The sequence below is a fragment of the Actinokineospora terrae genome, from assembly GCF_900111175.1.
Taxonomy (GTDB): Bacteria; Actinomycetota; Actinomycetes; order Mycobacteriales; family Pseudonocardiaceae; genus Actinokineospora; species Actinokineospora terrae.
Genome location: NZ_FOGI01000005.1, coordinates 165,750 through 179,396, shown reverse-complemented (window position 1 = coordinate 179,396; position 13,647 = coordinate 165,750). Strand labels below are relative to the sequence as shown.

Annotated in this window: 16 protein-coding genes; 3 read left to right on the top strand and 13 right to left on the bottom strand. The window is 71.0% G+C overall.

Features of this window, described 5'->3' with window-relative positions:
- Positions 1-2: 2 nt before the first annotated feature.
- The 3 genes from BMY07_RS12345 to eccB all read right to left on the bottom strand — a co-directional run bounded on the left by BMY07_RS12345 (position 3) and on the right by eccB (position 3,277).
- Positions 3-1,238: a WXG100 family type VII secretion target gene (locus tag BMY07_RS12345; protein ID WP_245782339.1), complete on the bottom strand. Its 1,236-nt coding sequence runs from the start codon at positions 1,236-1,238 to the stop codon at positions 3-5.
- 10 nt (positions 1,239-1,248) lie between these two features.
- Positions 1,249-1,563, bottom strand: coding sequence for a hypothetical protein (locus BMY07_RS12340; RefSeq protein WP_092777717.1), 315 nt, complete (start codon positions 1,561-1,563; stop codon positions 1,249-1,251).
- Positions 1,564-1,642: 79 nt separating this feature from the next.
- Positions 1,643-3,277: a type VII secretion protein EccB gene (gene eccB / locus BMY07_RS12335; protein ID WP_092777715.1), complete on the bottom strand. Its 1,635-nt coding sequence runs from the start codon at positions 3,275-3,277 to the stop codon at positions 1,643-1,645.
- Positions 3,278-3,802: 525 nt separating this feature from the next.
- Here eccB and eccE point away from each other — a divergent pair.
- From eccE to BMY07_RS12315, 3 genes are all read left to right on the top strand, one after another.
- A complete protein-coding gene (gene eccE, locus BMY07_RS12325; RefSeq protein ID WP_092777713.1) occupies positions 3,803-4,987 on the top strand; it encodes a type VII secretion protein EccE in 1,185 nt (394 codons plus the stop codon).
- Entirely contained in the window at positions 4,984-5,712 is a 729-nt protein-coding gene (locus tag BMY07_RS12320; RefSeq protein WP_092777711.1) for a hypothetical protein, read from the top strand. The genes eccE and BMY07_RS12320 overlap by 4 nt, the downstream gene beginning before the upstream one ends.
- 414 nt (positions 5,713-6,126) lie before the next feature.
- On the top strand, positions 6,127-7,737 hold the full coding sequence (locus tag BMY07_RS12315; RefSeq protein ID WP_092777709.1) for a S8 family peptidase: 1,611 nt from the start codon (positions 6,127-6,129) through the stop codon (positions 7,735-7,737).
- Positions 7,738-7,832: 95 nt separating this feature from the next.
- On the opposite strand, the gene truA is transcribed toward BMY07_RS12315, so the two are convergent.
- From truA to map, 10 genes are all read right to left on the bottom strand, one after another.
- Complete coding sequence (truA, locus tag BMY07_RS12310; protein WP_245782373.1) at positions 7,833-8,606, bottom strand: tRNA pseudouridine(38-40) synthase TruA; 774 nt, start codon at positions 8,604-8,606, stop codon at positions 7,833-7,835.
- Positions 8,607-8,674: 68 nt separating this feature from the next.
- Entirely contained in the window at positions 8,675-9,232 is a 558-nt protein-coding gene (gene rplQ / locus BMY07_RS12305; protein WP_092777707.1) for a 50S ribosomal protein L17, read from the bottom strand.
- Between the two features lie 46 nt (positions 9,233-9,278).
- On the bottom strand, positions 9,279-10,328 hold the full coding sequence (locus tag BMY07_RS12300; protein WP_092777705.1) for a DNA-directed RNA polymerase subunit alpha: 1,050 nt from the start codon (positions 10,326-10,328) through the stop codon (positions 9,279-9,281).
- A gap of 123 nt (positions 10,329-10,451) precedes the next feature.
- A complete protein-coding gene (gene rpsD, locus BMY07_RS12295; RefSeq protein ID WP_092777703.1) occupies positions 10,452-11,057 on the bottom strand; it encodes a 30S ribosomal protein S4 in 606 nt (201 codons plus the stop codon).
- Between the two features lie 23 nt (positions 11,058-11,080).
- On the bottom strand, positions 11,081-11,488 hold the full coding sequence (gene rpsK / locus BMY07_RS12290; RefSeq protein ID WP_091454169.1) for a 30S ribosomal protein S11: 408 nt from the start codon (positions 11,486-11,488) through the stop codon (positions 11,081-11,083).
- A gap of 15 nt (positions 11,489-11,503) precedes the next feature.
- Positions 11,504-11,686, bottom strand: a complete 183-nt coding sequence (locus BMY07_RS12285; protein WP_092777701.1) for a hypothetical protein — start codon at positions 11,684-11,686, stop codon at positions 11,504-11,506.
- Positions 11,683-12,063: a 30S ribosomal protein S13 gene (gene rpsM, locus BMY07_RS12280; protein WP_092777699.1), complete on the bottom strand. Its 381-nt coding sequence runs from the start codon at positions 12,061-12,063 to the stop codon at positions 11,683-11,685. Before rpsM ends, BMY07_RS12285 begins: the two co-directional genes overlap by 4 nt.
- Positions 12,064-12,240: 177 nt before the next feature.
- Positions 12,241-12,354 carry a 50S ribosomal protein L36 gene (gene rpmJ, locus BMY07_RS12275; RefSeq protein ID WP_018682809.1) on the bottom strand — a complete coding sequence of 38 codons (114 nt, stop codon included), beginning with the start codon at positions 12,352-12,354 and terminating at the stop codon, positions 12,241-12,243.
- Between the two features lie 79 nt (positions 12,355-12,433).
- Complete coding sequence (gene infA / locus BMY07_RS12270; protein WP_005166804.1) at positions 12,434-12,655, bottom strand: translation initiation factor IF-1; 222 nt, start codon at positions 12,653-12,655, stop codon at positions 12,434-12,436.
- Positions 12,656-12,836: 181 nt separating this feature from the next.
- Positions 12,837-13,607 (bottom strand): type I methionyl aminopeptidase, encoded by a 771-nt coding sequence (gene map / locus BMY07_RS12265; RefSeq protein ID WP_092778307.1) that lies wholly within the window; start codon positions 13,605-13,607, stop codon positions 12,837-12,839.
- Between the last annotated feature and the right edge of the window lie 40 nt (positions 13,608-13,647).

Below are 13,647 nucleotides of genomic sequence, written 5' to 3'. Positions count from 1 at the left end.
GGTCAGTCGTCGCCGATGACCGGTGGCGACGACTTGGTGGGCTTGCCGAAGATCTCCTCCGGGTCGCCGGTGACCCGCGTGCGGCGCTTGTGCTCCGAGTCGGAACCGCCACCGCCCATGCCACCCATGCCCATCGGCATGCCGCCGCCCATCATCCCGCCCGCACCGCCGGTCTTGCCGCCACCGCCTGCCGCTCCCGCCCCGGACATGCCGCCCGCGGGCTGGCTCGGCAGCGCCTCACCGACCGAGACGTACCCACCCGGTCCTGGCGGCGTCGCCGGGGTGGCGCTGGGACCACTGGCCCCGCCGCCGAACCCGCCGCCACCGCCGCCGAGGCCACCGCCACCGAGGCCGGAGGAGCCCAGCCCAGCCGCCAACCCCGCCGACGACGGGACGGACGTGCCGGGACCGCCGGGGACCGTCACCGAGGGCACCTCGGGCACCGACCAGTTCTCGGTCGGGAACGTGTGCGCCATGGTGATCGGCTCGAAGACCTTCGACCCGTCGATCCCGTCGCACAGCCGGACCAGCGCCTCCATGATCTGCCGGACCGCCTCGAACAGCTGGCGGGTCGGCCGGTTCATCGCGTCGACGTACTGGCGGCTGCGGTCCTCGCCCCGGCCAGGCTGGGCCATCGCCTGCGAGGTGTTGTGGGCGACCTCGGCGAGCAGGCCGGCCATCTCGGTGACGATCTCGCGCAGCCCGTCCGCGGTCAGGTCGAGCACCTCGCCCATGGCGATCATCGCGTCGGACATGTCGTTGCCCGCGAGGCCGACCCGGTTCATGTACTCGATGAACGAGTCCGCGTCCGCGCCCTGCCACGCCGCGTCGAGCCCGCCGAGCGGCTTGGTCAGCTCACCGACCACGACCTCGGAGTACGCCCCGACCGCGCGCCAGCGCCCGGCCTCGGCGTGCAGCTCGCTCCACCGGCCGACGACCGGGGCGAAGTACTCCTCGACCGGGTCGGGGATGCCGAGCTCGCGGCACAGCCTGCTGAGGAAGTCCAGGTAGGTGCTGAAGTTCGACTGGAGGTCGGGCCCGTCGAGGCCGCCCTGCGCCGGGACAGCGGGCGCGGCCGAGGCCAGCTCCGGCTGCCCCCACTGCGGCTCGGCGGCCGCCGCGGCGTCCGGCTCGGCCGTGGCCAGCGCCGCCTCGCGCGGTGGCGCGGGCGTCCAGTCCTCGGTGGTGCTGACCACCGGTGCCCAGTCCCAGCTCTCGTCCTCGTCCGCTCGCCGCACCACGACCCCCTCAGCCCTGACCGCTGCGCTTGATCGACTGGGCGCCGTCGTCGTCGGAGCCCTTGTGCTTGTCCGCGATCTGCCCGAGCGCGGACGACGCCGCCTCCAGGGCCTCGACCCCCCTGGTCAGCTGGGAGCGCAGCAGGTCGGCCGCGCGGGTGAAGGAGTCGGTGACCCTGGTCTGCTTGCCGAGGGAGCCGAAGGACTCCGGGGTCAGCGGGGCGGTGCGCAGCACGTCCGCGCCCTTGGCGAGTTCGTCGGCGGCGGCGCCCACGGTGGTGGCGTACCCGCTGATCCAGGCGGGGTCTACCTCGATTGCAGCCATGGCTGACCTCCCGGTCGTCGAGTCCGGTGCCGGTTCGACGTCGATGCTCCCCGCTCGGTTCCCGGCTGGGAAGGGGGATCTAGGGCGTCGCGGGCGGTTGCGGTGTCGCCGGGGGCAGCGGCGGCGGTGTCGTGGACGGGAACTGGCCTGCCCCGACCGGCACCGTGTCGTAGGTCTGGAGCACGTCGCGGGTGTTGAGCGAGGCGCCGTTGGGCAGCAGCCGCACGATGGCGTCCGGCGCGGGCAGTTGGGTGGCGAGGCCGAGCGCGGCGGCGGTGCGCTGGTCCGGGATGCCGAACTTCACGCCGCGGTCGGAGATCAGGTAGATCGGGCCGGTGGCGAAGTCCTGCCGGGAGGTGGCGCCGCGGACCACGGCGGCGCGGCCGGGCGGCATGTAGAAGTAGTCGAGCCGCTGGCCATCGGCGCTGGGCGTGCTGATCCGCACGGACGCGGCCTTGCCGGTCTGGCTGCGCGGCAGCGGCAGGTCCTTGCCGATGTGCACCTTGGTGTGCTGGTCGGCCGACGGCCCGTCGCCGACGATCGTCCAGCCGAGGCAGGCGACCGGGTAGTTCACCGGGCTGAGCACCTCGGGCACCACCTCGGGGAAGGTCTTGTCCTCGATGCCCTGCTTGGCGGACACGGTCGGGATCTGGTCCGGGCGGACCTTGGTGATCGCCGCGCCGCCCTCGGTGGTGGTGAACCGGATCAGGTCGGCGGTGGTCTTCTTGATCTGCTGCACACCGTCGACGAGCACCACGTAGTAGTCGGTCCGGCCGGCGCGCTCGACCTGCACGACCGAGCCGACCGGCAGCCCGTTCATGTCGACCTGGCCGCGCTCGCCCCGGTTGGGGATGGTCGGCGGGGTCAGCTCGGGCGCCTCGGGGATCGCGTTGAGCAGGCCGGTGGTGATCTGGCGCACCGACCCCTCCGACAGCGAGAGCGCGGCGAGGATGTTGCCCTTGCTCATGTCCACCTTGGCGCGCACGGTGCCGGCGTTCTTGATGTTGGCGGTCGGCGGCGTCCGGTAGACCAGGTAGGTGTCCTTGGTCGCCGACTTGACCAGCAGCGCCTCGGTGAGGGCGAGCTCGGGGCCCAGGTCGCGCACCCCGCCTGCCACCGTCGTCTCGATCTTGTTCTCGGCGGCCGGGTTGTTCAGGCTCTGCTCGAGCTTGTACTCGTCGCACACCGCCCAGTCGCCGCTGACCCGCTGCGCCGCCTCGGGCAGCAGCTGCGGGCCGTCCTGGATGCCGGTGAGCCGGTCGCGCGGGATGTCGACCAGCTTGTCGTCCGGGATGACCTCGGCCTGCACGGCCTCGGTGGTGCCACCGGCGTCGGTCTGGCTGCCGGGTTGGCCCTGCGCGCCGGGGTTCGTGCGGGCCAGCAGCAGGAGCCGGGCCGAGGCGAGGTTGAAGGTGGGGATGAGCACCTTCCCCTTCTCGGTGTTGGTGAGCAGCACGTACACCGAGCCGGACGGCTTGGCGATGATGATCCCGGACTCGCTGGGCAGCTTCGGCGCCGGGCTGAGCAGCCCGTAGACCAGGAAGCCGACCATGCCGACCGCGGCGATGCAGACGCCGACGATGGTGGCCCTGCTGTGCGTGCGCATCGGGTCGTGCAGCATGACCGCGTCCTTGCGCACCAGGGCGGACTGCATCCGCCGCAGCACGAAGCGGTACGCCTGGACCTGGGACTTGGTAGTCGGTGTTGATGGCATTCTCGGCCTGCTGCTCTCCCCGTCGCGGTACGGTTCCGCAGGATAGCCGTACGGTGTCGGCCGGACGCGGGTCTCCGGCAAACCTGTGGACAACTCGCGCGGTGGTCGCAACGAGGGGAAGAGAACGAGCGGATGTCGGTGAGCACGTCTGGACGGCACGGCCGCACGCCACCCCCTGGTCAGCCCCCTCGGCCCGGTGGCATGCCGCCGGGGCCGGGTCGCCAGCCGGGTCCCCCACCGGGAGCCCAACCGCCGGGGCCGCCCGCAGGCGGGCCCCCGCCCGGGGCCAAGCCGCCCGGTCCGCCCGCTGGGCCTCCGGGTCCGCCTGGGCCGCCCGCTGGTCCGCCGGGTCCGCCCGCTGGACCGCCTGGGGGTCAGCCTCCGGCCGGTCCTCCTGGGGGTCCGTCTGGTGGCCCGCCTGGGGGGCCGTCGGTTCCCGGTGGGCAGCCCGCGCAACCGGCCAAGCCCGCGACCAGGGTCGCCGCGCGTCGGCGCAACCGGGGGGCGAGCCTCGGCGCGCTGCCGGTGGCGAACCTGGTGGTGCTCGAGGTGGGCGTCGCGATCGGGTTGGTGCTGCTGGCGATCTCGACCACGCTGGTCTACGTCGCGATCGGGGTCGCCGCGGTGGCGCTCGTGGTGGCGTTCCTGCGGTGGCGCGGCCGGTGGTTCACCCAGTGGGTCGGGGTGACGGTCCGCTACTCGGTCCGCTCGCACACGCGGGTCAGCAAGCCCGCCGCGCCGGTCAGCATCGAGGAGTTGGCGGCCGCGGACGGTTCCGCGGTGACCGGGCCGGACGACCCGAGGGTCAGCCTGCTGCGGTTGGCGGTGCCGGACCTGGTCGTCGCGCACGGGGTCGACCACGAGCGCAGGCCGCTGGGCATGGCCTGGCACGAGGGGACCTGGACCGCGGTGCTGCTGGTGGACCCGGCGCCGGCGCTGGTCAGCCAGGTCGGGTCGACGCCGAGCCTGCCGCTGGGCGCGCTGGCGCCGTGCCTGGAGGACCGCGGTGTGGTGCTCGACGCGATCCAGGTGATCTGGCACTGCTACCCCGGCAGCGCGGCGCTGCCCCCGAACTCCCCCGCCCTCGCGTCGTACCTGGAGGTGCTCGGCCCGCTGTCGGCCGCCGCGCGCCGCACCACGTGGGTCGCGGTGCGACTGGACCCGAGGCGCTGCCCGGCCGCGGTCCGTGAACGTGGTGGCGGTGTGGTGGGCGCGCACCGGGCGTTGATCGGTGCGCTCTCGCGGGTGCGCAACGCCCTGGAGTCCCGCGGCGTGCCGACCCGCCCGCTCGACCCGGACGAGCTGCTCAAGGCGGGCATCGCCTCCGCGGAACTGACGGCCGTCGCGGGCTCGAACACCCCGGTCGGCCTCCGCGAACGCTGGACCGGCGTCACCGCCGCGGGCATCGGCCACGCCAGCTACGCCATCACCGGCTGGCCCCAGGGCAAGGCGGCCACCAGCCTCAACGCCCTCACCGGCGTCCGAGCCCTCTCCGCCACCGTCGCCATGTCCATCGCCCCCGGCGCCGACGAGGGCCAGGTCGGCCTCCGCGGCCTGGTCCGCGTCAGCGCCCGAACCCCAGACGAACTGAGCCACGCCGACGAACGCCTCAACGCCATCTCCGACCGGCTCGGCATCACGCTGACCCCGTTGCGGGGCCTCCAGGTCGCCGGTCTCGCTGCAACGTTGCCGTTGGGAGGGCAGGCATGAGTTCGAGTCGGTTGCTCGACACCAAGGGTGGGGCGGGTGGGATCGCGCCGGAGTTCTTGGTTTCGCCGGAGATGTTGGATGCGGTGAGTCCGTCCGGGGACCGGGGCGGGATGGTGCTCGGGTCGGGGTTGCAGGGGGAGCCGCTCACTATTTCGGCGTTGCGGCCTGCGCCCACCAGGATTGTGCTGGTCGGCGGGTTGTACCTGGCCAGGCAGGTCGCGTTGCGGGCGATGGCGGTGGGGGCGTGGGTGGTGGTCGCCACCGGACGGCCCGCGGCGTGGCAGGTGTTGCAGAAGGCGGCGGGGGCCGGGCCGGACGGGCGGCAGGCGCCGCTGGTGCAGATCCGCAGGCTGAGCCCGGTCGAGCTGCCCCGGCCCTCGGAGGACAGCCCGCTGCTGGTGGTGCACGACGGTGGTCCGACGCCGCAGGAGCTGTTCCCGCCGCGGTCGCCGTGGCAGACCACGGTCTACGTGCTGCCCTACATGCACCCGCAGGCCGGGGCGACCGCGAACGCGGCCGACCTGGTGCTGCTGCAGCGCCTCCCGGTCGGGCAGGCGCAGCTCGCGGCCAGGGTGTGGCGGTTGCCGCCGCCGATGGTCCAGCAGCTGACCACGCTCGCCGACGACCAGGTGGTGGCGCTCGGCCGCAACCTGTGGCGGCCGCTGCGGCTGGTCACCACCCAGAAGGAACAGCAGATCCTCGGCCCGGTCCGCCGCGGCGACTGAGGTCACAACGGGAGCGGTTCGATAGGCGGACGGTAATCACTCGGGTGCGTCCCGTGCCCTTTCCGGCCCTTTTTCGGCCGCTACTGTTCCGCAACCGTCGCGCACCGGAACCGAATACGAGCACCCGGTGTCCTTGAGCAGCGACCCAGGGCGTCCATCACACTCACCGCAATCGCGACTCCTCAGAAATGGCCCCGATCGGCCGAACTGACAGACCCGAGCGGAGTTCACGGGTAACCGAGAGCTTCGTGACTGTCGGTCTCAGGCACACGAACGGGTCGGTTCCCACCTTCGTGCAGCGAGACCACTGGGGTTGGGAAAGGCGTCGTTTCCGCGCGCCGGTTCCCCCTCGGTGGCCCGTTGTCCGAAAGGGACCGGGCCGCACGGTGTTCCTCCTGTGAAGGAGTCCAAGGAATGGGTATGTCTCGCGCCGCACGGATGCGGCGAATCGGCGGAGTCGGACTCGCGGTCACCGCGACCGTCGCTACCGCGGCCATTGGTTTCAGCCTCTCGCACTCGGCGACCGCGGCGGAGGGCCCGATCCTGGGCGCCGACAAGCCGACCGCCATCGCGGGCAGCTACATCGTCGTCCTCAAGGACGGGGTGTCCGCCCAGGCGGCCACCGCGACCTCGGACGGCATCACCCAGAAGTTCGGCGGCACCATCAAGCAGCGCTTCTCCCAGACGGTGAAGGGCTACTCGGCCAAGATGACCGAGCAGCAGGCCAAGTACACCGCGGCCGACCCGTCCGTCGCCTACGTCGAGGCCGACCAGAAGGTCGCCGCGACCGTCGACCAGCTGACCCCGCCGTCGTGGGGCCTCGACCGCGTCGACCAGGCCGCGCTGCCGCTGAACAACAAGTACACCTACGCCACCACCGCGTCGAACGTGAACGTCTACGTCATCGACACCGGCATCAACCTGACCCACGCCGACTTCGGCGGCCGCGCGGTCAGCGGCATCGACAAGGTCGACAACGACAACAACGCCACCGACTGCAACGGCCACGGCACGCACGTCGCGGGCACCATCGGCGGCTCGACCTACGGCATCGCCAAGGCCGCCAAGCTGATCGGCGTCCGCGTGCTGGACTGCAACGGCTCCGGCAGCACCTCCGGCGTCATCGCCGGTGTCGACTGGGTGACCGCGAACCGGGTCAAGCCCGCTGTGGCGAACATGAGCCTCGGCGGCGCCGCCTCCACCGCGCTCGACCAGGCCGTGCAGCGCTCGATCGCCGCTGGCGTCACCTTCGCGGTGGCCGGTGGCAACTCCAACGCCAACGCGTGCAGCTACTCCCCGGCCCGCGTGCCGGAGGCGATCACCGTCGGCGCCACCACCAAGACCGACGCGCGTGCCAGCTTCTCCAACTACGGCACCTGCACCGACATCTTCGCCCCGGGTGAGGGCATCACCTCGGCGTGGATCGGCGGCACCACCGCCAAGAACACCATCAGCGGTACCTCGATGGCCTCCCCGCACGTGGCGGGCGTCGCCGCGCTGTACCTGGCGACCAACCCGAACGCCTCCCCGGCCCAGGTCGCGACCGCCCTGCTCGGCGCGGCCGCCACCGGCAAGGTCACCAACGAGGGCACCGGGTCGCCGAACAAGCTCCTGCAGGTCGTGGCGGCCCCCACCACCACGCCGACCCCCACTCCCACCCCGACGCCGACCCCGGTCGGCTGCGCGGCGATCACCGCGGCCGGCAAGGTCAACATCCCGGACATGGGCGCTGCCGTGACCAGCCAGGTCACCGTCAACTGCACCGGGAAGGCCGACGTGGCCAGCAAGGTCGTCGTCGACATCGTCCACACCTACCGCGGTGACATCAGCATCGACCTCATCGCGCCGGACGGCACCACCTACCGCCTGAAGAACACCTCGACCAGCGACTCCGCGGACAACATCAAGGAGACCTACACGGTCAACTTGTCCGCGAAGAACGCCGCGGGCATCTGGAAGCTCTCGGTCAAGGACGGCTACAAGGCCGACGTCGGCTACCTGAACAGCTGGTCCCTCGACATCTGAGCCGACCGCTAGGCACTGCCCAACGACCGAGAACCCCCGGGGCGACAGGGAAGTCGCCCCGGGGGTTCTTGGCGTGTCCATCCACAAGCGACTGTCTACAGTGTCCGCACCCGGCGGGTCTGCTCGGCGCGGGCGGCGAGTTCGTCGTCCGGTGGGTAGTCGACGGCGATCAGGGCGAGGCCGTGGGCGGGGGCGACGGTGATGGCGCTGGGGCGCTCGGTGGCGGTGAGCATGGAGGCGGGCCAGTCGACGGGTTTGCGGCCTTCGCCGACGGCCAGGAGGGCGCCGACGAGGCTGCGGACCATCGAGTGGCAGAACGCGTCCGCCGAGACCCAGGCCACCAGGACACCGTCGTCCTCGCGGGTCCACTCCAGGCGCTGGAGTTCGCGGATCGTGGTGGCGCCCGCGCGGCGCTTGCAGAAGGCGACGAAGTCGTGCTCCCCCGCCAGCAGGGCGGACGCGGCGTTGAGCAGGTCCACGTCCAGCGGCCGGGGCCAGGTGACGACGTGGTTGCGGCGCAGGGGATCCGCGCGCCACTGGGTGTCGCACACGCGGTAGGCGTAGTGCCTGCGCAGCGCGCCGAACCGGGCGTCGAACTCCGGCGGGACGACCCGGGCGCCGGTCACCCGCACGTCGGCGGGCAGCGCGCGGGCCAGCCGGAAGACCAACTCCTGCGGCTGGACGTCCGCGGGGACGTCGACGTGCGCGACCTGCCCCGTGGCGTGCACACCGGCGTCCGTGCGACCGGCGACCGTCAGCCGGACCTTGCGCCGCAGCACGTGCAAGAGCGACTCCTCCAGGACCCCGCACACCGTGCGCCTGGCGGGCTGGACCGCCCACCCGGAGAACTCGGCCCCGTCGTAGGCGATGTCGAGCCGAACGCGGACGAGCCCGCCGGTCCCAGGGGATTCGGCGGGCTCGTCGTGGTGCTGAGCTGTCAGGACTTGTCCTCGGCCTTGTCCTCGGACTTGTCCGAGGTGGTCTCGGGGGCCTCGGTGGTGGCCTCGGTGTCGGTCGCCTCGGGGGCGTCCTCCACCTTGTCCTCGACCTTGGTCTCCTCGGCCTTGGGCGCCGCGTCCTTCTTGGCGTCCTTGGCGAACTTGGTCTTGCGCGCGGCCTCGGCCTCGGCGGTGACCGTCTTCTCCTGGATCAGCTCGATCACGGCCATCGGGGCGTTGTCGCCCTTGCGCGGCATGGTCTTGGTGATCCGGGTGTAGCCACCGTTGCGGTCGCTGAAGAACGGGCCGATCTCGGTGCACAGGCGCTGCACGACGTCCTTGTCGCGGATCACCTTCATGATCTCGCGGCGGTTGTGCAGGTCACCGACCTTCGCCTTGGTGATGAGCTTCTCGGCGTAGGGGCGCAACCGCTTCGCCTTGGCCTCGGTGGTGGTGATCCGGCCGTGCTCGAACAGCGCGGTGGCCAGGTTGGCCAGCAGCAGCCGCTCGTGAGCCGGACCGCCGCCGAGGCGGGCGCCCTTGGTTGGGGTGGGCATTGCTTGCTCCTTGGGGAAATCCGCTGCTCAAGAAGTCCAGTCAGGACTAGAGCTGCTCGGTCTCTGCGTAGTCCTGGCCGTCATCGGTGCCGGTGTCCGGGCTGTCGGTCCACGTGTCCGCGGCGAAGTCGGTCGCGGCCGCGGTCGGGTCGAACCCGGGCGGGCTGTCCTTGAGCGCCAGGCCCAGGCCGACGAGCTTCATCTTGACCTCGTCGATGGACTTGGCACCGAAGTTGCGGATGTCCAGCAGGTCCGCCTCGCTGCGCGAGACCAGCTCGCCCACGGTGTGGATGCCCTCGCGCTTGAGGCAGTTGTACGAGCGCACGGTGAGGTCGAGGTCCTCGATCGGCATCGCGTAGGCGGCGATGGTGTCCGCCTCCTGCGGCGACGGGCCGATCTCGATGCCCTCCGCGTCGATGTTGAGCTCGCGGGCGAGCCCGAACAGCTCGACCAGCGTCTTGCCCGCGGAGGCGACGGCGTCGCGCGGGGTGATCGACGGCTTGGTCTCGACGTCGAGGATCAGCTTGTCGAAGTCGGTGCGCTGCTCGACGCGGGTGGCCTCGACCTTGTAGGTGACCTTGAGGACCGGGGAGTAGATCGAGTCGACCGGGATCCGGCCGATCTCCGCGCCCGCCTGCTTGTTCTGCACAGCGGGGACGTAGCCGCGACCGCGCTCGACGACGAGCTCGATCTCCAGCTTGCCCTTGCTGTTCAGGGTCGCGATGTGCAGGTCGGGGTTGTGCACCGTGACGCCCGCAGGCGGCACGATGTCACCGGCGGTGACCTCACCGGGGCCCTGCTTGCGCAGGTACATCGTCACCGGCTCGTCCTCCTCCGAGGAGACGACGAGCTCCTTGAGGTTGAGGATGATGTCGGTGACGTCCTCCTTGACCCCCGGCACGGTGGTGAACTCGTGCAGCACCCCGTCGATGCGGATGCTGGTGACCGAGGCACCGGGGATCGAGGACAACAGGGTCCGCCGCAGCGAGTTGCCCAGGGTGTAGCCGAAACCGGGCTCGAGCGGCTCGATGACGAAGCGGGAGCGGGTCTCGTTGACCGGCTCCTCGGCGAGGCCAGGACGCTGTGAGATGAGCACTTCTAAGTTCTTCCTTCCCGGGGCGCCCGCTATTTGACGCCGGTGGTGACTGGGACGGCCGCGGTACCCGGGCGGGTACCGCGGCCGGGGCGGCGGCACTCGGCGCCACCGCCCCCGAACGGCTTACTTCGAGTAGAACTCGACGATCAGCTGTTCCTGGACCGGGACGTCGATCTGCGCGCGCTCGGGCAGCTGGTGCACGAGGATGCGCAGGGTCGACGGGACGACCTGCAGCCAGCCCGGGATCGGGCGGTCGCCGTAGGCCTCCTTGGCCGCGACGAACGGCAGGGTGGGCAACGACTTCGGCTTCACGTCGATGATGTCGAACTTCGACACCTTGAAGCTGGGGATGTTGACCTTCTTGCCGTTCACGATGAAGTGCCCGTGGCTGACCAGCTGGCGGGCCTGGCGGCGGGTGCGGGCCAGGCCTGCGCGGTAGACCACGTTGTCGAGGCGGGACTCGAGCAGCTGGAGCAGGACCTCACCGGTCTTGCCCTTGCGGCGCGCGGCGGCCTCGTAGTAGCGGCGGAACTGCCGCTCCAGGATGCCGTAGGTGTAGCGCGCCTTCTGCTTCTCCTGCAGCTGCTGCAGGTACTCGGTGTCCTTGCTCCGGCCGCGGCCGTGCTGGCCGGGCGGGTAGGGACGGCGTTCGAACGCCTGGTCGCCACCGATGAGGTCGACCTTGAGGCGCCGCGAGATACGGGTGGCCGGGCCGGTGTAACGTGCCATGTCTTTCTAGTCCTCCCCGTTCCTCAGACCCGGCGCCGCTTGGGCGGGCGGCAGCCGTTGTGCGGCTGAGGCGTCACGTCCTGGATGGTGCCGACCTCGAGGCCCGCCGCCTGCAGCGAGCGGATCGCGGTCTCCCGGCCGGAGCCGGGGCCCTTCACGAACACGTCGACCTTCTTCATGCCGTGCTCGGCCGCCTTGCGGGCGGCGTTCTCGGCTGCCATCTGCGCGGCGAAGGGGGTGGACTTGCGCGACCCCTTGAAGCCGACGTGACCGGAGGACGCCCAGGCGATCACGGCGCCGGTCGGGTCGGTGATGGAGACGATCGTGTTGTTGAACGTGCTCTTGATGTGGGCGTGCCCGTGGGAGACGTTCTTCTTTTCCTTGCGCCGGACCTTCTTGACTCCGGCGCCGGTACGCGACTTCGGTGGCATGTCTGCGGGTTTCTCCTAGCTGGTGCGCGAGGTGGTGATCTCAGGAGCTGCGTTGCGGATGATTGATCCGGCGTCCGTGTAGAGCTCGCGCAGTGCTGCCGGGCGGGCGCACTTGGGCGCGACGGTGAGGGCCATGAAGGCCCGGTTCCGACGTCGTTGGGGAACGACGGCGACCACGGTCTCGCAGCTCTTGGTCACTTCTTTCCGGCCTTCTTCTTGCCGGCGACGGTCTTCTTCGGCCCCTTGCGGGTACGGGCGTTGGTCTTCGTCCGCTGGCCGCGGACGGGAAGACCGCGGCGCCACCGCAGACCCTCGTAGCAGCCGATCTCGATCTTGCGTCGGATGTCGGCCTGCACCTCGCGGCGGAGGTCACCCTCGACCTTGAAGTTCGTCTCGATGTAGTCCCGGAGCCGGACGACGTCCTCGTCGGACAGGTCCTTGGCCCGCAGGTCCGGGCTGATCCCGGTGGCGGTCAGCAGCTCCTTGGAGCGGGTCCGACCGATACCGAAGATGTAGGTCAGCGCGATCTCCATCCGCTTCTCGCGGGGGAGGTCTACGCCTGCGACACGTGCCATTCTGGCGGTATCTCCTCGTCAGTGATCCCCAGGTCTTCTCCCGCACCGCCCTGGGTGGCTACCCAGGCCCCGGCCTGGAGTCCGGGGGTGAGTCGGGTCCGTGTGACCCGACAGGTGGCGGGAGGTCCTCTTCCTTGCTGTCGCGTAGCTCGGCGACCGGCTAGGCGGTGAGCGTGCTCAGCCCTGGCGCTGCTTGTGGCGCAGGTTCTCGCAGATCACCATGACCCGGCCGTGGCGGCGGATCACCTTGCACTTGTCGCAGATCTTCTTGACGCTCGGGTTGACCTTCACGTCTGTCTTCTCCTGCTTCGGCCGCGTGCCCCCGTGCGGGGGCACCGATAGTGGCTTCCCGGCTGGTCGGCCGGGAACGTCACTTGTAGCGGTAGACGATGCGGCCGCGGGACAGGTCGTAGGGCGACAGCTCTACGACAACCCGGTCCTCGGGCAGGATGCGGATGTAGTGCTGCCGCATCTTGCCGCTGATGTGTGCCAGCACCTTGTGGCCGTTCTCCAACTCGACGCGGAACATCGCGTTGGGGAGTGGCTCGACCACGCGGCCTTCGACCTCGATGGCCCCGTCCTTCTTGCCCATGTCCTCCGCGTTTCGTGACGGTGGGTGTAGCTTCGGCTTACCGCCGGACGCGCGGGGTGGCCAGAACGACCCCCACCCGGATGACACGCACGACGGAATCGGCGCATTAGAGCGCCAGCGGTCAAGTGTACGCGCGTGTGTATACCGGCCCCAAATCGGGGGGTATCGGCCGGGGGACGGCCTACTCGGGGGCGGTCAGCACCCAGGGGCCGTCGTCGGTGACCGCGACGGTGTGCTCCCAGTGCGCGGCGCGCGAGCCGTCCGCGGTGACCACGGTCCAGCCGTCCTCGAGCTCGACGGTCTCCTCGACACCCAGGGTGAGCATCGGTTCGATGGCGATCGCCATGCCGACGCGCAGCCGCGGGCCCTTGCCGGGCTTGCCGTAGTTGGGCAGGAACGGGTCCATGTGCATGGCGCTGCCGATGCCGTGGCCGCCGTACTCGCGCACGATGCCGTACTGGCGACCGTGCGTTCGCTCGCTCGCGTGAACCGAGGTCTCGATCGCGTGGGAGATGTCGGTGAGCCGGGCACCAGGGGTGACCGCGGCGATGCCCGCGCGCATGGCGTCGCGGGTGGCGTCCGAGAGCGCCTGCTCGGCGTCGGTGACCGACCCGACGAACAGCGTCACCGCCGAGTCGCCGTGCCAGTCGTCGAGGATGGCGCCGCAGTCGACGGAGATGAGGTCGCCGTCGGCGAGCACCTGCCCGCGCGAGGGGATGCCGTGCACGATCTGCTCGTTGACCGAGGCGCAGATGCTGGCCGGGAAGCCGTGGTAGCCCTTGAACGAGGGCACCGCACCGGCGTCGCGGATGGTCTGCTCGGCGAGCTCGTCGAGCTCGGCGGTGCTGACCCCGGCCTTGGCCGCCTCGGCGACCGCGGCCAGGGCGCTGGCCACCACCAGCCCAGCGGCGCGCATGGCGTCGAGCTGGGCCGGTGTCTTGATCTCGATCATCCGCGACTTCCAGGACGCGATGGTGAGCCGGAGACCGCCG